Source organism: Calothrix sp. FACHB-168, assembly GCF_963889195.1.
Classification (GTDB): domain Bacteria; phylum Cyanobacteriota; class Cyanobacteriia; order Cyanobacteriales; family Nostocaceae; genus Aulosira; species Aulosira anomala_A.
The window spans coordinates 10,195-30,376 of sequence record NZ_CAWPNJ010000026.1 but is presented as its reverse complement, the minus strand read 5'-3'; the positions used below and the strand labels follow the sequence as shown (position 1 = coordinate 30,376).

Here is a 20,182-nt window from a genome sequence, read left to right as displayed (position 1 = left end):
CAATAAACTTATTTACCAGAAACGCCCAAAAGAGCAATAGTTAGGTAAAAAGATGAGTTCTCCTTACCAAATAAAGTCCTAACTTGAAGCCAACTTACTACCGGAGCGCTCTGTTGTCCAAATAATAAAGTCTTTAACTGGTCTATAGACGAGTATGCAGCCCTTTACAATGACAGTAAATGATTTTGTCCCCTACAACCAAATAGTTCCATATCCCTTGTGCCAGTTGCTAAAGAACTTTATTGTCTGGAAAAGAACTTTATTGTTTACTTAAGGACTTTATTGTGAGTGTACATGAACAAAACCTGCATTATTACGCTGTTTAACCAAAGTGGTGGTGTTGCTAAAACCACACTTACTCAAAATTTAGGCTATCACCTTGCACTTAAAAAACGTCGTGTCTTGTTGGTAGACATGGACCCACAAGCTAGCCTGACTACTTTCATGGGGCTTGAACCCGACGAATTAGAGCAAAGTATCCAACAGACAATTGTTGACAACAAGTCATTACCTATCTATCCTGATCTGATTCACGGTATGGCACTTGTCCCTGCTGATATTAACCTAGCGGTTAGTGAAATGCAGTTAGCAAGTGCGATCGCCAGAGAATATCGTCTAAAAAATGCACTTGCCACAGTGCAGGATAATTACGACTTTATTCTGATCGACTGTCCCCCTTCTTTAGGGTTACTCAGTGTTATTAGTTTGACTGCTGCTACTCACATTCTTGTTCCGATACAATGCCAGTTTAAATCATTTAAAGGGACAGAACTTTTACTTAGTACAGTAGCCCAAGTCCGCAGTCATACAAACCCCAGTTTACAATTTGCGGGGTTTGTTCCCACAATGTTTGATGGTCGCACTGCCCAAGAGTCTCGGACTGTTAAAGCTGTGCAAGAACAACTGTCAGATATTGGTACTGTATATCCACCCATCCCTAAATCCATTGCCTTTGCGGATGCGTCTGAGCGTAGAGTACCTTTAGCATTGTTTGATAAAAATCACTCTGCCATCAGCGTACTCAAAAAAATTGCCAACAGTTTAGATAAACTCGAAGTAAAACAGTGAATAAAAAGCGTAACGAACCCTACGCCGCCATCAAAAAACCCGTCGAACTGCTGTTCGGTAGCAGTGCAGATACCACACAGCCTAATAATCAAGCCAATGCTAGTTCAACTATTGACATCACTAAAATCAAGCTGCCTTTCTCGCAACCCCGGCGCTACTTTGACCCCCAAAAGCTTGAAGAACTATCACGCTCGATCAAAGAATTAGGTATTCTCGAACCTCTGTTAGTACGTCCACTGCCTGGGGGATATTATGAATTGGTAGCAGGGGAACGACGCTACAGAGCGGCAACAATGGCAGGATTAATCGAAGTACCTATTGTTGCAAGGGAAATGGACGATGCGACTACATATCAAGTACGCCTCGTTGAAAACCTACAACGTGAAGACCTCAACCCCCTAGAAGAAACTGAAGGTATCCTCGAACTGTTGGCGTTGCGGTTAGAACTCAGCGTTGACGAAACCGTCAAACTGCTGCAAAAAATGGACAATGAAGCTAAAGGTAAAATTACCCGTAACGTTACGGGTAACTCTCAAACTCTGCTTGTTGAAGAGGTATTTATAGCTTTAGGACGCATGAAGTGGGATTCTTTTGTTCGCAACCGCCTTCCACTGCTCAGTCTGCCGTCTGATGTGCTGTCAGTTTTGCGTTCTGGGAAACTTGAGTACACTAAGGCACGCGCGATCGCACGAGTTAAAAATGAAAAAACCAGAGATGAACTGCTCAACATAGCAATTGAACATAATCTATCCCTGAGCGAAATCAAACAGAAAATCCAAGTTTTTGAGCAGCAGTCTGAATCGCGCTCATCCTATCAAACAGAGACGACAGACCTCAAAGAGCGTGTTGATGATACCCTGCGCCGATTCAAAAAAGCTAAATTGTGGGATGACCCCAAGAAAAAAACACAAGTAGAAAAACTGCTGGCACAACTCGAAGCATTAATGCAGCAAGAGTAATGCTTCACGAATTAATTTTCTATAGAATCCATTTGATATGTATGCCTTAGCTAACAACTTGAGCATGAGTCAGATAAAACAAAGATTGAGTTAAGAGTCGCATAACCTAGTGTTCGCTCAAAGTTCTTGAGTAAACTCTTACAGTTTTCCATTTAATACCGATTTGAAGAATGAGTGCTACAGATATGGGTTGGGGAGCCACCGCTGTGGACGGATTTCCCACGCCAGTTCGCAAACCCCTGCAAGCGGCTGGCTCGGCTTGAGGCGAGTGGCGTTTAAGGGACGAAACTGAACGCTTCAACAGCTTGTATATATTGGGCTTTACTTCGTTCTAACATCAGTTGCTACAACGGGGGGAACCTCCGCAACGCAATGGCTCCTCAAGTCGGGAACCCCGAAGAAGTGCAACTGTCCTCCGCAACGCAGTGGCTCCCCAACCTAAGCATCTGTTGCATTCTTGTTTAAATTGGTATTACCTCAGTACGAAAATATTCGTTATTTTGTACAAGATGACAGTCGATTTGGACTTAAAACCATTGAAGGACGTAAAATTACTCTTCCCGGAGTTAAGCCTATTAGTGATTAGCTCTTGTTTGTTTCAAGCGTTCTGGCTATACGGGGCAGTTGAACTACTCACAGAAAAAAGTTGATTTTGGCAGTTTTCTCATGTTGATACTGAATGCTACCAACAATTTTTGAACTTCTGTCGCGGCTTGTTATCCCAAATCACTCAACGTTCTTCAAGTTGACAATAGCTTGTTACATAACGCCAAACACTTACAAATCCCAAAAAATATTGTGTTGTTGTTTCAACCACCCCATTCGTCTGAACTCAACCCAATTGAAAATTTCTTAGTGCAAGTCGGAGGTCTGTGAAATTGTCCGACTTCATAAATACATTTACTAGTCCTGCTCTTAAATAATTATTGTTTTGGAGAATAGCAGTTAAGTAGAGCTGCAAAACTTCTCCTAAAAAGTTTCACAATTTTTTATGGGGTACAAATAGGGGCTATATATACCCCATAAATACTTGGAAATTTTTTTGCTCAATTTAACCCCTATTTAGGGTATATATAGGTGATGCTTAGGGTATTTTTGACTCATTAATACTTTATACCCCACTTGACCCCCATGACTAACATTCATGCCTTACAAAAAATTTTTCCCTCCGGCTTTGATAACGGTTACGGTAGCATCAAACTTTTAGTCGATGGCTTTGATGTTGTTCGCGTCCCCAGTTATATCTCTTCTGTTGAGATGGAAGATGTTCCCGGAAGAGTAGTTTTCAATGGTACAGCCTACACAGTAGGAGAATCTGCTTTTCGTACAGGTTATCATTTCGACCGCAATACAGATAACAACGAGAACAAAGTCAATAATGCACTAATTACATTATTGGGTGCCTTGGCACATTTACCACATCGTAAAGCTTGGCATTTAAAGTTAGTTGTTAGTTTACATGATGTCGCTTTGGCAGAAGACTTGAAACAAGTACTCAACGGTGAATATCAGCCCATACTTGCTGGTAAGCAATCTGAAGTAAAGGTAGAAGTCCTGAAGGTAGTACCAGAAGGAATGGGTGCATTGTTTGGACAACCACTTCCCCCAAAATTAACCGTTTTAGACTTTGGCAACGGTACAACTCTGTATTCTCGTTACAACCAGGGTAAGCGAGAAGTTCACACTCCCTTCCCCACAGGTGTAGAAGTGCTGATTGATGATATCTCACAAAAAATGAAACATCTCAATGGGGGCAAAATCGGCGATTCATCCAAAATTCGCTTCTGCTTGGAAATGGGACATACCAGGTACAGCCGTGACATTGATATCAAAGATGTTTACAGCACTTGTTTAAAAGACTGGTATGAGAAATATTTGAAGAAACCTGTGAATCTCACACTTGATGCCAAACACACTGGAGATGAAATTTGGGCGATTGGTGGAGGTTGCTTGTTGCCTGGATTTAAGAAGCTCTTAGAGAAGAACGGGTTCAAAATTCTGGACAATCCGGTAGAAGCTAATGCTTGTGGACTTCTAGAAATGGCTAAAGCGATTGTGAAAAAAAATTCGTGAACCCATATCAGATTGGCTCAATGCCTCGTTGAAAATTATAGATTGGTGAACTCTCGTACTCTGAAATCCAAACCCTAAAAGAAAGCTCATCACATTTGAGAAATAATCACAATGGCAGATAAACAAAATTTAACACCAGAAAAAATCCGGATTAAAGATAGCTATCGTGAGCGTATCTTTGCTGAGTCACAACAATTAGATAAAAGTTATCTGGAAACGCTTTACTTTATTATTGATTGCTATTTTGCGTTTAAAAAAGGTGCTTTCCCAATACAACAAGCAGTTTCACATACACCAGTTGTTAATCCGATTACCATAAACCAAAATCAACTTGAGGAGCAGACTACAAATCCATCTGCACTCGAAGAACAAAAGGATTTAGATGGTGAAACGTTCACCCTTGATTTTGATTTGTAACTATAATCACCAGCAATACATACTCATTGCATGGCTACTTCATGGGCTAAAAGTCAACTCTTTTGCTTAATTCGCTTGTTAACAAACAGATGAGGCTTTTAGCAAAATTAAAGGAGAATGAAATCTTACTTGAATAGTAACCTTACCAGTGTTTCATCAGTTAGGTTTTTCTGCAACTGATCGGCGATCGCAATGCTCTATATTTTTTAAAATAACTTAATTCAGTACCCTTGAAACAACCAATTTTCAAGCTGTTTATCTAACTTACAAAGCTTTAAGTAACTGCACTGAGTCTGTAGCCTCACGGCTATTATTCACAAAAATGTCAGCGATTAGTCGTAAAACTTCGGCTTGTTCTTCAGGAGGTGCTTCAGCAATTAGCGATCGCAGGCTAACTCCTGGCCTTTGACCAAATAACTCAGATAAATACCATACCCTAGCTTCTACCGGAACAGCCAAAAGTAGCGCTATTAATTTTGATGCTCCTAAATCCGCCTTCCCGCGACGAAAGCGGGATAACATCACCTCTGAAACTTTAGCCTGTGCAGCCGTTGTCTTCGCTTCCAAATTGAAGCGGTTCATCATCTCATCGAATAACTGCTGATAACGTTGAGTTTTCTCTGATACAAAACTTTGCATTGCTTTGTTAATTATACTTATATTTAACGGTTATACTATGTGTTGTCCGATAAAACAACCAGGATGATGTCTACCTTAATCTTACCAAACTCTTGCTAGAAGTGCTTTTCACTAGACATATCTTTAATCTTCTAACCACTAGCATAACCATCAAATTAATGCCTTGTCACGATTAAAAATAAAAATTCGTTGACTGAGCATGAATGACGGACATCTAAAAAATCAGCCTCGATACCGTTGGGAAAGAGGTGAAATTTTGTCTTGTTATTTTGTCTTATTGTCTTGTTATTTTGTCTTAGCAGAACTATGACACAGCCAAATTCAAAAAATCAAGGATGTTTTTACCCACTTCAGCATAAAGAGTGGCTGAAAGTCTACCGTGAACTCACACCAGCACAAAGGGACTAGCTATGTCAAACCAAACTCAACTTACGGTAGTCCCTGATTGCCCAATGCTCGGTATTGAATTAGATGGCTTCTACCAAACTCCTAACTCAATGGCAATTAAAGCTATTCGCGGCAAGTTAACTGCTGCTGACTGGTCACTATGGGCTTATCTACAAATGATTGAGCCTTTCGGCGATCGCATGGTAGAACTACCAAGAATTCCAGAAATTGCAGAAGCAATCGGTGTCAGTGAAAGACAGGTTAAACGTTCTCTGACAAAACTTGAAGATTTAGAACTTTACCGATGGGAACCCGTAGTAATTCGTGGACAGAATTTAGCAGGTAAGCAAGCCAAAGAACTACGCCAAAAGAAAAAAGCAAATCAATCTGAAAGTAAACCTAAATTTTCTCACGAGAGAAAAATGACAGAATTGTCCGGAGTTGGACAGAATTGTCCAGAACAGGACAGTCCAGAATCGGAAAGTAAGCCTAAATTTTCTCACGAGAGAAAAATGACAGAATTGTCCGGAGTTGGACAGAATTGTCCGGAGTTGGACAAAATTGTCCAAACTAAGACAGAATTGTCCGGAGTTGGACAGAATTGTCCAAATCGAGAGCTAGAATCCTTGTACAGCAATGGTTCTAACTCTCCTCAGATCTCTCAGACTTATACAGAATTTATTCAGACTCTCTCAGAAGACGAGCGAGCGAATTTTTTGAATTTCTGTGAGCAATTAACTGCAAATCTCAGTCAACCAGTCAACGACATTGAAGCTTGGTTAGCTCATAAGAATAAAGCTGGACAAAATCGCTGGGAAGTTTACTACAAGAAATTCCTGGATTGGCAACAGGCGCAATCCAAAAAACCTCAAAGTCGTCGCAGTAGCCAAATGATGAAAAAGTTTCAAGAAGAAATTGAGCAACAGAGGCAGCAAGCTATGGAAAATTACGGTAAACAAACATGAATCAGTGACTACCTCAAAAAATTAAAACGAAACTAGAAAAGCTAGCTTGGGTAGCTGAACGTCAAACCCAAGAGCAAGAGGTAGAGAGAGCGAAGCGATCGCCTCGTCGCAAAAGCTTAGTCCAATGAAATTGAAAATCTCAAATTACCTATGGCTGAAGAACTAAGTTTTCAAGGGTTAGGTAGAGACCGCCTACCACCCCAAAACATCGAAGCAGAAGAGGCAATTTTGGGCGGAATTATGCTAGATCCAGAAGCAATAAGCAGAATTTGCGATCGCTTAATTCCAGAAGCCTTTTACATCAGCGCCCACAAAGATATTTATCAAGCTGCGCTGCGGCTGTTGAGCCAATCTTTACCTACAGATTTACTCTCAGTCACCAGTTGGCTGGCTGATCACAATTTACTTGAGCGTATTGGTGGGAGAAATAAATTAGCCACCCTTGTAGACCGCACAGTGTCAGCCGTTAACATCGATGCTTTAGCTGTTTTGGTGATGGACAAGTATCTGCGGCGGCAGTTGATTAAAGCGGGTAATGAAATTGTGCATCTGGGTTATGAGACCGAAAAAGAGTTACCAATTGTCCTAGATCAGGCAGAGCAAAAGGTTTTTCAAATATCTAATCAAACTATTACGAACAATACTGAACACAACAGCACGATTAATATTGCTGCTTACGAGGAATTAGATTCAGATAATCCCATCTACCCCACAGGACTTCATGAGCTTGATAATTTAATGCTGGGATTTGAAGATGGTACACTCACCATAGTTGGGGGTAGGCCATCAATGGGGAAATCTTTCATCGCGCTGTTCCTGGCGTTCCAGATGATACTGCTCCACGACTTACCTGTGGCTATCTTCTCGCTGGAGATGACAAAAAAGCAATTGGAGTACAGACTGTGGAGTTTAATTAGTGTTACCAATGCCTACAAGCATTTAGACTTGATCCCACTGAAGAGCGATCGCATCCGCAGACATCGTTCAGGTAATCAACCTTTAGAGGGCTGGGAATTCACCAGTATTGCCAAAATTGTTGGTATCGCCTCAGAATTACCGCTTTATATGAATGACTCAAGAGGCATTACTGTTTCTGGAATTGCTTCCGAATGTCGTCAGATAAAAGCTAAAGAGGGAAAGCTGGGATTAGTTGTAGTCGATTACCTGCAAATGATGGCAGAAGACTCTGGGGGTAATCGCAGTTATGAATTAGGAGATGTCGCCAGGGGACTTTACAAAATGGCTGGTGATTTAAATGTTCCTGTGTTGGCACTTTCTCAAATTTCTAGGGGAGTAGAGAGTAGGCAGAATAAGCGTCCTATGATGAGTGACCTCAGCCAGTCGGGAATTTTAGAGATGGTTGCCGATAATATTATCTTGGCTTACCGGGATGAGTACTATAACTCAGATACAGAAGACCAAGGAATTCTAGAACTTATCATGGCTAAATCTCGCCACGGCGATACAGGCACAGCAACAGTGTTTTTTGACAAGTCATATGGAATTATCCGGAATTTGGGGTGATGAAAGCTGTTGGCAGGCGAAAGTATAGCATTCCTTATTCCCACCATGTATACTTAAAAACAGCCTCTCACGACGCTGACAATGACTGTTAAACCGCAGAAAATCCTGATATTAGCTGCAAATACCACCAATACATCACGATTACGCCTCGATCAAGAATTGCGTGATATCAAGGAAGGCTTGCAACGGTCGCTCAATCAGGATAACTTTGACTTACGCTATGATTTAGCAGTCCGTCCGAGGGATATTCGCCGCGCTATTTTGGATTATCTCCCGAATATTATCCACTTTTCTGGGCATGGTGCAGGGATACAAGGACTAGCTTTTGAGGATGAAACGGGAAAAGCACAGCTAGTTACGAGAGAAGCATTAGCTGGATTATTTGGACAGTTTTCTAAACAAGTAGAGTGTGTGCTGTTGAATGCTTGTTACTCGGAAGTTCAAGCAGATGCTATTTACCAACACATTAATTATGTGATTGGGATGAACGATCAAATCGGAGATAAAGCCGCGATTGAGTTTGTTGTGGGTTTTTACGATGCGCTTCTGGCTTACAATCCCGAATATGATGAAGGTGCGCCCGTAGAATTTGCTTTTAATATTGCGCGGAATGCAATACAGTTGGCTGGTGTCTCTGGTGAGTTGATTCCTCAGCTTAAAAAAAAACCAATTTAACCCCCCTTCACCAACCTTTAGGCAATCTTACCAACGTCCCGGAGTTACCACCGCACTTTTTACCCCGTCCTGAAGAACTTGCACCCTTAAAACAGAAAGTATTATCTTCAACAAAGCAACTTGTGGGGATTACAGGGAAAAGTCGCCGTGTTGGTGTGCAAGGGATGGGCGGAATAGGTAAAACAGTCTTAGCTACAGCCTTAGCGCGAGATGAAGAAGTTAGACAGGCGTTTCCTGATGGGGTGTTTTGGCTAACATTTGGACAAACGCCCCAAATTTTAACTTGGCAATCCTATCTTGCTTCGGCGTTGGGTGAGAAGCAAGCGGCTTTTACCGAGGTGGGAGTGGCGAAAGCGCGGTTACGGGAGTTGTTTGCCGAGAAAGCTTGCTTGCTGATTTTGGATGATATCTGGCGTTTGGATGATGCGACGGCGTTTGATGTGTTAGGGGAACGCTGTCAGATGTTAATTACTACTCGTGATGGGGCGATAGTCACGGGGTTGGGAGGGGAAAAGTATCAGCTTGCGGTTTTAGGTAAACAACAGGCGTTAGAACTGTTGGCGAATTGGGCAAATCAACCGGAGATTTTGCAACCCAGCCCGCACAATGATGTTACTTTGCAGGTAGCGCGAGAATGTGGGTATTTGCCCTTAGCATTGGCGATGGTTGGGGCGATGATGCGGGGGAAACCTGCAAATCGCTGGCAAAATATTTTAGAAAAACTGCACAGTGCTGATTTAGAGAAAATCAAACAACAGTTTCCTAATTATCCTTATCCGAATTTACTCAAGGCAATTCAAGTGAGTGTGGACGATTTGGATGAGGATTGCCAACAGCGATATTTAGATTTTGCGCTGTTTCCTGAAGATACACCCATACCCGAAGCAGTTTTGCAAACTTTTTGGCAACCCTTGGGGTTAGATGAGTTCGATACCCAAGATGTCATTGATGAATTGGTGAGTAAATCTCTGGCTTTACGAGATGAAGCGGGAAATTTGCGGTTGCATAAGTTGCAGTTTGATTATGTCAGAAAGCAGCACCTCACTTTAGCAATTGAAGAAACAATAGTAGCCTATAATGTATTGCTGACTGTATTACCAGATGAAGCTTCTATTGGTGAAGAATTGGAAATAAATGTTTATTTCGGTTCATATAGTACAGACAAAAATGCCTATCTATTAGAAATCTCTTACAGCAAAACCATTGGTAGTGAACTGAATATAATTCTCACTGCTCCTGGCTTTCAATTTAACGGTAATAACACAACAAGCCTACTCCTTGACTACAACACCGCAAACATTAACCAAAGAGCAACTTTTCATCTTATAGCGCTGCGACCCGGACATACCAAAATCAAAGCAGAACTTTACTGCGGTGAAACCTACAAAACTACCCTTGAAGCAGAAGTAGAAGTTACCCCATTTGTACAAACAGAACTACGCCCACTCATTGCTGCCCGATCGCGTCCCGTCCCCCAACCAGATATAATTCTCCAAGTGCGTACTACTTGGAACGCAGATATCTCCGTGTGTACTTTCAATTATCACATCGATAGCTATCAACCACGCTTGCTGTTCGCGGATGACGTTGACTACAACTCACAGTCTTTATCTAATACTTGGGTTGAGCGATCGCACTCATTATTAAAAACCACCCTTGAGGAAGCAGCAAGTAGCGTCACAGAAGATTTCCGTTCTCGCCTTGTTTCTCTCGGTCGGTACCTGTTTCAATCCTTACTTCCAGAAGAACTGCAAAATACCTTTCGCACCATAGCCAGCTTTAATCAGCCTTTCACTTTACTGATATTAGCCGACCAGGATGCTTGGTTTCCTTGGGAATTATTACATGATGGGCAGAAATTTTTAGGCGATCGCTTTATTATTGGCCGATGGCTTTGGGAGTTAGAAAAATCACGGCCCTATGAGTTTCCTGTGGGTGCGGTAAATGTTGCCCATTATGCTAGTGTGGAACAACCTGAACTTTGGGCTGAGCTTTTGCAATCATCAGGCGCACCGCCACCTATTTCCATGCAAGCTGGTATATTTAATGATATTAGCTTGTTTGAATCAATACGTGGCTTGCATTTAATTCGCTATGGTCAATCTGTGGACACAACAAACCGCCAGGATGCGCCAGTGCGGGTGAATAGCAGTAGCGATATTCAGGATATTGAGCGTGAGATGCAACCAGCCAAGCTGAGTCTGCGTCGCAATCATCCTCTTGTATCTTTGAGTTATCTAAATGCAGGACAACCGGAATTAACAGCATTAGAGCAAACCTGGGCTTCTACCTTTATCAGAGCAGGTTGTAGCGCCTTTGTTGGTTCCCTCTGGGCGGTGCAACCGAATGTGGAAGCAGCTTTTGTTAGTGCTTTTTATAACAGCATTTGGGCAGGGCAAACTTTGAGTGTGGCGTTCCAAACTGCTCGCAGATTGGCTAAAACCGTTGTACCAGAATCCTTGGACTGGCTGGCTTATGTATTATTTGGCGATCCAATGGCGCGTCCTTACCGACCAGTACAGGGACAAGGCTATGCAGTTGTGGAACCAATTGGTCAAGAAATTGACGACCCTGTATCCCCAGGAAGCACAATAAGGTTTCGCGTTAGCCTGCGCCGTACCCCTCCTGTATGGTACGAGAATCGATTAATGGAAGTGGCTCTTGATTTAAGTTTTGATGATTTACGTGTTTTTATCGTCACGTCCGGATTGCAGGTTACTCCTGGTGATTCAATACTTATGACACGCACAGCTACAGGAGATTATTTAGGTTGGTTTACACTCACTGTCCCTACTGAAATGGAAAGTCGCTCAATTTTAGTTCAGGTTTACTTTGAGGATGGGATAGAACCTGTTCACAATTTGCGTTTTGCACTGAATATTGTTAAGCAAGACGGTGAGGCGCAATGAGAGGAATTAGCAGTCCAGTTGGTGTAAATTTGGCTATTTCTTGCTTAGAAATCCTCATCGAAAAAGATTACTACTCAATTGGTCGGTGGAGCTTTTCTAAACCAGATAATAAAGTTTTGGAAGTGCTGACAGAAGAAATTTTAGATTGTTTTGATACTTTAAGAATAACTCTCAATAAAGAAAAAAGTTTCGCATTAGATGCGGATTTGTGCCATCAATATTTAATCAAATTAGCTGAATGGGGACGAACAGCCTACCAAGCATTTTTTGGTGAAGATAGACCAAATAAAATTCTCACCAGTCGCTTAAACGAAAATGTAGCTCCAACCTTTGTTTCTGAAGTTACGCCCTTTCCTTGGGAGGTTTTATTTGAAGGGAGTGAAGAGGACTACGAACAGGGAAATCCTGATAAGTTTTGGGGACTGCGTTACACCCCGGCTCGGATTCTCAACCCAGAAAAAGATATCGCTGATTATGTTTTGGAGCAAGCCCAACCTTCAGATATGTTGTTTTGCTTGCATCACAGGTTGCTTCACGCTCATAAAAAAGAAAGGCCAGAAATTGAAAGATTGGTGAGGGTGACAGCAAAAGACCGCTTCACGTTGTTGGGGACAGCTTGCAATTTGACAAATGGTAAATCCTGCGATCCATTGGGTGATGATTTACTTAAATATCTTTACAAATCCAGCCACAATATGTTGCATTTTGCTTGTCATTGTAAGGAGAATAGGCTGGGGGATAAACTGCTGATTTCTTTTATTAAAGATGAGGAGATTACAGAAAATGGCTTGGTGCTAGAGTTGGAAACTTACAAATTTTTGTTGCGTCAGGGGAAATTTCTCTGTCAGCCGTTGGTGTTTCTTAATGCTTGTCAGTCGGCTGGGGGTGTGGATGAGTTACGGAGGACTTTCAATTTACCCAAGGTGTTTATTCAACATGGCGCGGCGGCGGTGATTGCTACAGCCTGTCCTGTACCTGATATGTTTGCGGCGGCATTTGCAAAAGTGTTTTATGAGTTTTTTCTGCGGGGACAGGTGGTGAGGGATGAAATAAGTGGGGAGAAAGTTGTTAAAATTATGACAATTGGGGAGGCGTTACGGGCGACGAGGTGGTATTTTTTGAAGGAGTTTAATAATCCATTGGGGTTGGCTTATGGGATTTATAGTCCGGCTGGTTATCGGGTGAGGCAGCCATCTGTTTTGGTAAAATTAATTGGTAGATAGTAATTTATACACATTTAAATGACTGTAATGTTAGGCACAGTACAGGGAGGACGTTATCGAATTCTACAAGAGATCAGCAGAAGTGGGTTTGATGTAACTTACCTTGCGGAAGACATTCACATTCCAGGTAGACCTAAATGCATAGTCAAAAAATTAGAGCCGTTACAACGTGACCCTTTCTCATTACAAGTAATCAAACGCTTGTTTGCATCAGAAGCAGAATTATTAGTGCGGCTAGGCGAACACGATCAAATTCCTAGAATCATAGCTTATTTTGAAGAATATCAGGAGCTTTTTTTAGTTCAAGAATTTATTGATGGGCATGATTTAAGCCGAGAAATTATTCCGGGTAAGCAATTAAGCGAAAGTTATGTCCTAACTCTACTACAAGATATATTGCAGATTCTAGAATTTGTTCATAATAATAATGTAATACATCGGGATATAAAACCATCCAATTTAATCAGACGTGCATCGGACGAAAAAATAATTATAATTGATTTTCTTGCAAGTAAACAATTAATTATTCGTACTAAAATAACTGAATCTCAAAAACAGGAACAAGACCGAACCGTATCTCAAAAACAGGAAGAAGACCAAACGGTTGCAATTGGTACTCCAGGCTATATGCCCACAGAACAAGCTCAGGGACAGCCTCGATTGAGCAGTGATATATATGCTGTAGGGATTACTGGAATCCAAGCCCTTACTGGAGTAAATCCTCGTGAGTTCCAAGAAGATCCCGCAACTGGTGAAATTATCTGGCGCAATCTAGTAAAAGTTACCCCTAAACTAGCAGCCATTTTAGATAAAATGGTGAGATATCATCATTCAGAGCGCTACCAGTCAGCGACTGAAGCTTTGCAAGCTATTCAAAATTTGAGTAAAACTCAATCACCTCTTCTTTTGCAAGAAGATCAGAACTATCAGATTTTACTGAATCAGTTAAAAAATTACTGGATTCAAGGCGTTTTAGAAAAAATTTTACAGGAAAAACCATCCATTCACTTCAAACTTGAATCAAAACTTGATGGATATATATATCCTCCTTCTGAAGAAACTCCGCATATCTTAACACCTGATGATATAAAGGTGATTCAATTTTTTGATTGGTATCATACTCTCCTTATTTTAGGTGAAGCTGGTGTCGGTAAAACAGTAATACTATTAGAGCTAGCTCGTGAGTTAATTGACCGCGCAGAACAAGATATTAGTCAACCTATTCCTATTATATTTAAGCTTTCCTCTTGGAATATCAAAAAAGGAGGAATTAATACTTGGTTTAGGAATCAAACTATAGAAGATTGGCTTATACAAGAATTTAAAAAAAATTATAATCTTCCTCAAGAAAACTTAAAAAAATGGATTGACAATAAACGAGTAATTTTATTACTTGATGGTTTGGAAGAAGTGAAAGTAAATTCACGAAATGCTTGCGTTATTGCAATCAATGAATTTTGTAAAGAATACGATATTGATATGGTAGTAACAAGTCGTATTCAGGACTATGAAAATCTCAAACAGCGATTAAGATTTCAGTCTGCTATCTACCTAAATCCTTATGTTCTGGAGAATGAATCCAGGCAAGAATTTGAATTAACAGAATCTGAAAGGATAACAGAAACGTCATCTGTTCCAGAAACAGCAATTGTATATGCTGTACTGCTAAGGGTATTAAAATATGAAATTTCGGTTGGTGGTGAATTAGAAGTCACTATAATTCTGGGTAATAGTGCGATTTTCGAGGAAAGTGCTTATCTAATTACAATTTCAAAAAACCAAACTTATAACAGTGAACTGAACATCATCCTCAACGCCCCAGGCTTCCAACTCAAAGGCGACAACACCGCCAGCCTACCTCTCGACCCCGACATCGCCCAAGAAACCCAAACCGCCTGCTTCCGCCTCACCGCCCTCCGCCCTGGTTCCACGAACATAACTGCTGAACTCTACCGAGGCGACACCTTCGAGACAAAACTAGAAACCCAAATCCAAGTCGCTGACATTGACGAAGCAACCTTCATCCCTCAAAGTATTACCACCCAACCTCGTCCTGTTCCTCAACCAGATTTCATCCTCCGTATCCAAACAATCTGGAACGAAACAAACTCAATTTGCAAATTCCAATACCAACTCAAAAGCTTCCGGTTTCCCTCAGTATTTCCCGGTAACAACATTTATACACCAAACTCACTTTTAACGATTTGGATAGAACAGGTGCGGGGATTGCTAGCAACTACACTCGAAAACATATCTGATAATTTGCCCCAAGAGGGAAAATCTCGTTTGGTTTCCCTGGGTCAATATTTATTTGGACATATCTTCCCCACGGAACTACAAACCGACTTTCGCAGTTTAATACCCCAAAATTCCACTTTTACACTTTTAATTCTCGCTGACCAAGAAGCCTGGATACCTTGGGAACTTTTGCACGACGGACAGAAATTTTTGGGCGATCGCTTCATCATTGGTCGTTGGATACAAGAATTAAACGACACTAGACCCTACGAATTTCCCGTAGGTGCGGTTAACGTCGCTCATTACGCCAACGTCGAACAACCTCAACTCTGGTCTACCCTCCTCGAAGCCCCCGGCGCACCTCCACCCCAGCCTTTACCAGCAGGTGTATTGCATGATTCCACTGAAGCTATCCGGGGTCTGCATTTAATTCGCTACAGTCAGTCCTCAGATGCAGACCTTCGTAACGCTCCCGTAACTTTAGATAATATCAACAACACAGAAGACATAGAACTCCAAATGCGTCCCGCCAAACTAAACCTGCGGCGCAATCGTCCATTTGTTACCTTGAGTTACGTAAAAACCGATGCAATAGAATTGACAGCATTAGAAAACACATGGGCATCTGCCTTTATCCGCGCTGGATGTAGCGGCTTCACAGGTTCCCTCTGGGCTGTAGAATCGTCTGTAGAAGCTGCCTTTATTAGCGGTTTCTACAACCGTCTGTGGGCTGGCGCTTCCTTGGGCGAAGCTTTTTATACTAGCCGTCAGTTAGCCCGTGCAGCTGCACCTGATTCCCTCGACTGGCTAGCCTATGTTCTGTTTGGCGACCCAATGGCGCGTCCTTACCGTCCCGTTCCTGGTGATGGCTATGCTATTGTCGAACCTATAGGACGGGAAATTGATGACCCATTGCCCCCTGGTGCCAGCATTCGTTTTCGTGTTACTTTGCGAAGAAATCCCCCTGTGTGGCATGAAGATAGAGTCATAGAAGTAGCAGAAAATCTCGTCTTTGAAAATCTACAGGTACATATCGTAACCTATGGTCTGCAAGTGATTCCAGATTTGCCCGTCACGATGACACTTACTGCTAAAGGTGATTATTTAGGCTGGTTTACCCTAGTTGTACCTAATGAAATTACTGAAAAGTCAGCTTTAGTTCAGGTGTACTTTGCAGATGGAATGCGACCAATTCATAGCCTAAATTTCTCTCTCAAAATTGAGAATGGGAGGGAAGAATGAGCGGTATTAGTAGCGCTATTCGCCATCAAACAATGGCATCTTTTTTACCAATTGTAATCCCTAAAGAAAATTATTATAATATTGGCTGGCAAAAGTTTAACATAACTGCTAGTGATGAAGAACTTCTAAAATTTACAAATAATGTTTTAGAGTCTTTTTGGAGACTAGAAAAAGCAATTAATCAAGCCAAAAGTATCAAATTAGATGCGGTAACTTGCCAGGAAGAAATGAGAGAATTGGCAAAGTGGGGTTTAGCAGCTTACCGCAGATTTTTTGAAGAGGAAGGCTCCCGTCAAATTATCGAAGGTCGTTGTAAAATGATGGGCAGCGAAACCCCAGCGCCTACCTTTATATCTGAGCGGGTACTTTTTCCTTGGGAAGTACTGTATGCAGGGGATAATTATCAAGAAGCTAATCCAGAAATGTTTTGGGGACTGCGCTACACTCCCGCTCGAATTCTTACTCCCGAAAAAGATATTTCTCGCTTTTTGGCAGACAGAACCACACCATTAGATATGATGTTTTGTCTGCATCATCGACTGCGAGAAGCTCATCAAAATGAATGGCTACTAATTCAAAAATTGATTCGCACCTTGCAAAATAGCCGTTGTTCTCTGCTTTCAGCAGTAGGCAAATTAACAAAAATTGAAAATGGAGAAAACTTACTTGATTATTTTATAGAAGCTAACCATAATATTTTGCACTTTGCTTGTCACTGTCTATCAGAAGAACTAGATGTAGATACCCTGCTATTTTCTCTGTTAAAGGATGAAGGACAAGAAGGCGAACCTTTAGTGATTAAATTAGGGGCTATATCTTTCATTTTGGTAAAAGAAGATAAACGATTTCAGTGTCAACCATTAGTCTTTCTCAATGCTTGTCAGTCAGCAGGTGGAACTGATGCTTTACGCAAAACTTTTAACTTACCCCAAATGTTTATTAAGCGGGGTGCTGAGGCGGTAATTGCAACCGCTTGTCCAGTTCCTGACCGATTTGCTGCGGCGTTTGCTCAACAATTTTATACGTTTTTTATAGATAAACAAATGACAATTGGGGAAGCCCTACAAGCTACCCGCAGATATTTTATAGAAGAGTACAATAACCCTTTAGGTCTGGCTTATGGTCTTTATAGTCCGCCTTACTATCGACTAACTCAACCCCTGGCTACAGTAGGTGTCGCCTAATGACAAACTACCCATCTACCTCAGCAATAACTCAAGCAGAATTAGATAAGTTACTGACGCAACTGCAACAACTGCGCTCCTCAATTACTACTGCAAGGGAAACAATTGCACCATTGGAAACAAATCTTGCAGCAGCTTACAACGAATTTCAGGCAGTTGTTGGTACATTACGTCGCCAGTCGATGCGCTTACAAGCAGAAATTTCCTCTCTTCGTAGCCAAATTCAACGTTTCACCCAGGATGAAGACGACACCCAACAGCAGGATGTAGTAAACGATAATTTTCTCTACAAGGAAGAACAAACAACAGAATCTACCCAAAAAGACCCAGAAGCAATTGATAAAGATATGCTACTGGAGCATATTTTTCGGTTACTAGATCCTGATGTCAACGCTGAGGATGCAGAGTTACTCGCTAATCTCCAGGGTTTATGCAGTGACGCGGCTGCTAGTTTAGCCGATGTTTTAGAAGAATTACCTTGGGGAGTAGTTTGGACAACTCGGAACTCCCAAGAAAACTTGACACAGCAGTACCAGCGTTTGAAGGTTTGGGAGGGAGCGTTAAACCGACAGCTACAAAATTTAAAACAAGCAACAGAACGGTTGTATAAAGATTCACGTTATGGACTTTGGCAGCAACAGCAAAAAAGTCAAGAACACTGGCATAATTTTCTCAATCAATGTATTGAACAGCAGCAAGACCAGAATTACGAATTACAAGCTGAGTTAGACAAATTAAAAGAGGAGTGGGGGCGCATTACTAGCACCAACAGATTATGAGTAGTAAAGACTACCAACTTGATTTACCCGTGCCAGTAGGGGGAGAAGATTTGCCCATCCCCGTTGCTGATGCTGCACCGCAACAAGAACAACCCAGTGATAAAGCTTTTTTGGAGTGGGGTAACTTAGTTAGTCAGCGTCATGTCCGTCACTTAGCTTTTGACCTGACACAAGAAAATTTATGGTTGGCGACTGGGGGAGGGATACTGCACTGGAAGCTGGAATTAAATCGATTTGTGAGATACACCAGCGAACATGGTTTGCCAGGTAACTCAGTGTTAGCAGTTGCTGTAGATGGTGCAAGCCAAGTTTGGGCTGCTCATGAACAATTTGGAATTTATTATCTAAAAAATGATACTTGGCGACCTTACCGCATTCTGGGCGAGGTAAAGGTCAGTTGTTTGACCTTGGACTCTACTGGTAAACTTTGGGCTGGAACTGCTAGCGGTATTTATGCTATCAACACTCCAGACCGCAAACCCGCTATAGAATTACCTCCTGCTGGGTTTCCTCCAAGAGCAATGGCGATCGCCAACGAAAATGATATTTGGTTGTGCAATGCTCAAGGCGTTTATAATTATAAAAATGCTAGTTGGATGCGTACTAGCGACAGCGTGCAGCCGGATTTTCTCACGTTAGTTCGTCAAGGTAAAAACTTGTGGTTAGGTACTTTTCGCGGACTGGTACGCATTGACTTGGTAACAAACAAACTGCACAAAATTAATACTACATATCCTGGTGAAGTTACTGCCCTAGCTCCTCATCCGCAAGGAGTTTGGGCAGCTTGCGGTGGACAGGTGGGTTTAGCAACAGAAACAGGTTGGACACCACTGGAAGAAAAGCGATTTAATGCTCCCATCACCAGCTTGCTAACAGGTAGTGATAATCAAGTATGGATTGGTACTCATGATGGACTACTGCGTGGCGAGAACAAGCAAATACTTTTGCACTTAACAGACAATCCCCCTGATGTCATTGGGTTAGCTTCCCGCGAAAAATATCCACCCACTTTCAGCAGTTTAGTGCAAGCGCTGTCAGTGCAGCAATTGGCAGACTGTTCTATTTTATGGATTGGGACGACACAAGGTTTATTTCGATATGACTTATTTACCGAAAGTTGGCGGCGCTATGGACAACTTGCTAACCAAGATATCCGCGCTATCATAACCAGTCAAGACCAAGAAACTATTTGGGTTGCGAGTTGGAGTAGCGGTTTACATGGCTTAAAACAGCAGAATGAACTCCAAACCGCGCCCAATATTTCTGAACCAATTTTAACCCTAGCTGCTGGAAGCGATCGCTACTGGGCAATTGGCTTAGATGGTCTTTATCACTACAAAGATTCAGCTTGGTTACAAGTAATTTCCAACAAGGAATTACCCGTTAGGGGATGGCTGCAAGCAATTACCCAAGCCGTTACAAACCATATTTGGCTAGGAACTTCAGCAGGATTGTTGTTATATAAAACTGATACAAAACGACTGACCCCCATTATTGGTAACTTAGGTAGCGCAGATGTGCGATCGCTACTAGCAATTAATAGAGATGAGTCGGAACAGGTTTGGGTGGGTACAAGTCAGGGATTATATCTAGGTAATATTGACAATTGGGAACCAATACCTGAGCTTGAAAACCGAATCATAACAGCATTGGTATGGGATAGAGACAACAGTAGTTTATGGGTTGGAACAGATAAGGGGCTATTTTGTTTACTGAGTCAGGGTAATAGCTGGAAAATCAATGAATTTAACATTCACAATAGTGGCTTAGGGGCAAATCGAGTTATAGCACTGGACATCAGCACTGGTGAAGATAAAGAGACTAAATTATGGGTAGGTACAGCTTGCGGTTTAAGTTGCTACACATATTAAAAAATCTAAAATTAAAAGGGGAGTAGACA

14 protein-coding genes are annotated in these 20,182 nt (G+C 41.7%); 13 read left to right on the top strand and 1 reads right to left on the bottom strand.

The genetic code is table 11. From position 1 onward, the window contains the following. The first annotated feature begins 294 nt into the window (after nucleotides 1–294). The 4 genes from AACW45_RS16325 (at nucleotide 295) to AACW45_RS16310 (ending at nucleotide 4,517) form a co-directional block, all read left to right on the top strand. Nucleotides 295–1,068 (top strand): ParA family protein, encoded by a 774-nt coding sequence (locus AACW45_RS16325; protein ID WP_190633587.1) that lies wholly within the window; start codon nucleotides 295–297, stop codon nucleotides 1,066–1,068. After that, complete coding sequence (locus tag AACW45_RS16320; protein ID WP_190633586.1) at nucleotides 1,065–2,027, top strand: ParB/RepB/Spo0J family partition protein; 963 nt, start codon at nucleotides 1,065–1,067, stop codon at nucleotides 2,025–2,027. Before AACW45_RS16325 ends, AACW45_RS16320 begins: the two co-directional genes overlap by 4 nt. Before the next feature lie 1,131 nt (nucleotides 2,028–3,158). Continuing rightward, complete coding sequence (locus tag AACW45_RS16315; RefSeq protein ID WP_190633585.1) at nucleotides 3,159–4,100, top strand: ParM/StbA family protein; 942 nt, start codon at nucleotides 3,159–3,161, stop codon at nucleotides 4,098–4,100. 111 nt (nucleotides 4,101–4,211) lie between these two features. Beyond that, a complete protein-coding gene (locus tag AACW45_RS16310) occupies nucleotides 4,212–4,517 on the top strand; it encodes a hypothetical protein (RefSeq protein WP_190633584.1) in 306 nt (101 codons plus the stop codon). 264 nt (nucleotides 4,518–4,781) lie between these two features. Here the strand turns inward: AACW45_RS16310 and AACW45_RS16305 are convergent, their stop codons facing one another. Continuing rightward, on the bottom strand, nucleotides 4,782–5,156 hold the full coding sequence (locus AACW45_RS16305) for an XRE family transcriptional regulator (RefSeq protein ID WP_190551725.1): 375 nt from the start codon (nucleotides 5,154–5,156) through the stop codon (nucleotides 4,782–4,784). 410 nt (nucleotides 5,157–5,566) lie between these two features. Here AACW45_RS16305 and AACW45_RS16300 point away from each other — a divergent pair, with 410 nt between their 5' ends. From AACW45_RS16300 to AACW45_RS16260, 9 genes are all read left to right on the top strand, one after another. After that, a complete protein-coding gene (locus tag AACW45_RS16300) occupies nucleotides 5,567–6,508 on the top strand; it encodes a hypothetical protein (RefSeq protein WP_190633583.1) in 942 nt (313 codons plus the stop codon). A gap of 150 nt (nucleotides 6,509–6,658) precedes the next feature. Beyond that, nucleotides 6,659–8,032, top strand: a complete 1,374-nt coding sequence (dnaB, locus tag AACW45_RS16295) for a replicative DNA helicase (RefSeq protein ID WP_190633582.1) — start codon at nucleotides 6,659–6,661, stop codon at nucleotides 8,030–8,032. A gap of 81 nt (nucleotides 8,033–8,113) precedes the next feature. After that, nucleotides 8,114–8,707, top strand: a complete 594-nt coding sequence (locus AACW45_RS16290) for a CHAT domain-containing protein (RefSeq protein ID WP_190633581.1) — start codon at nucleotides 8,114–8,116, stop codon at nucleotides 8,705–8,707. A 122-nt stretch (nucleotides 8,708–8,829) separates the two neighbouring features. Next, nucleotides 8,830–11,616 carry an NB-ARC domain-containing protein gene (locus AACW45_RS16285; RefSeq protein WP_190633580.1) on the top strand — a complete coding sequence of 929 codons (2,787 nt, stop codon included), beginning with the start codon at nucleotides 8,830–8,832 and terminating at the stop codon, nucleotides 11,614–11,616. Continuing rightward, entirely contained in the window at nucleotides 11,613–12,839 is a 1,227-nt protein-coding gene (locus AACW45_RS16280) for a CHAT domain-containing protein (RefSeq protein ID WP_190633579.1), read from the top strand. Before AACW45_RS16285 ends, AACW45_RS16280 begins: the two co-directional genes overlap by 4 nt. A gap of 18 nt (nucleotides 12,840–12,857) precedes the next feature. Continuing rightward, nucleotides 12,858–16,319, top strand: a complete 3,462-nt coding sequence (locus AACW45_RS16275; RefSeq protein ID WP_242045680.1) for a protein kinase domain-containing protein — start codon at nucleotides 12,858–12,860, stop codon at nucleotides 16,317–16,319. Beyond that, nucleotides 16,316–17,503, top strand: coding sequence for a CHAT domain-containing protein (locus tag AACW45_RS16270; RefSeq protein ID WP_190633578.1), 1,188 nt, complete (start codon nucleotides 16,316–16,318; stop codon nucleotides 17,501–17,503). The genes AACW45_RS16275 and AACW45_RS16270 overlap by 4 nt, the downstream gene beginning before the upstream one ends. Continuing rightward, nucleotides 17,503–18,282, top strand: coding sequence for a hypothetical protein (locus AACW45_RS16265; RefSeq protein ID WP_190633577.1), 780 nt, complete (start codon nucleotides 17,503–17,505; stop codon nucleotides 18,280–18,282). Before AACW45_RS16270 ends, AACW45_RS16265 begins: the two co-directional genes overlap by 1 nt. Beyond that, nucleotides 18,279–20,153, top strand: coding sequence for a ligand-binding sensor domain-containing protein (locus AACW45_RS16260; protein WP_190633576.1), 1,875 nt, complete (start codon nucleotides 18,279–18,281; stop codon nucleotides 20,151–20,153). The genes AACW45_RS16265 and AACW45_RS16260 overlap by 4 nt, the downstream gene beginning before the upstream one ends. Nucleotides 20,154–20,182 lie beyond the last annotated feature (29 nt).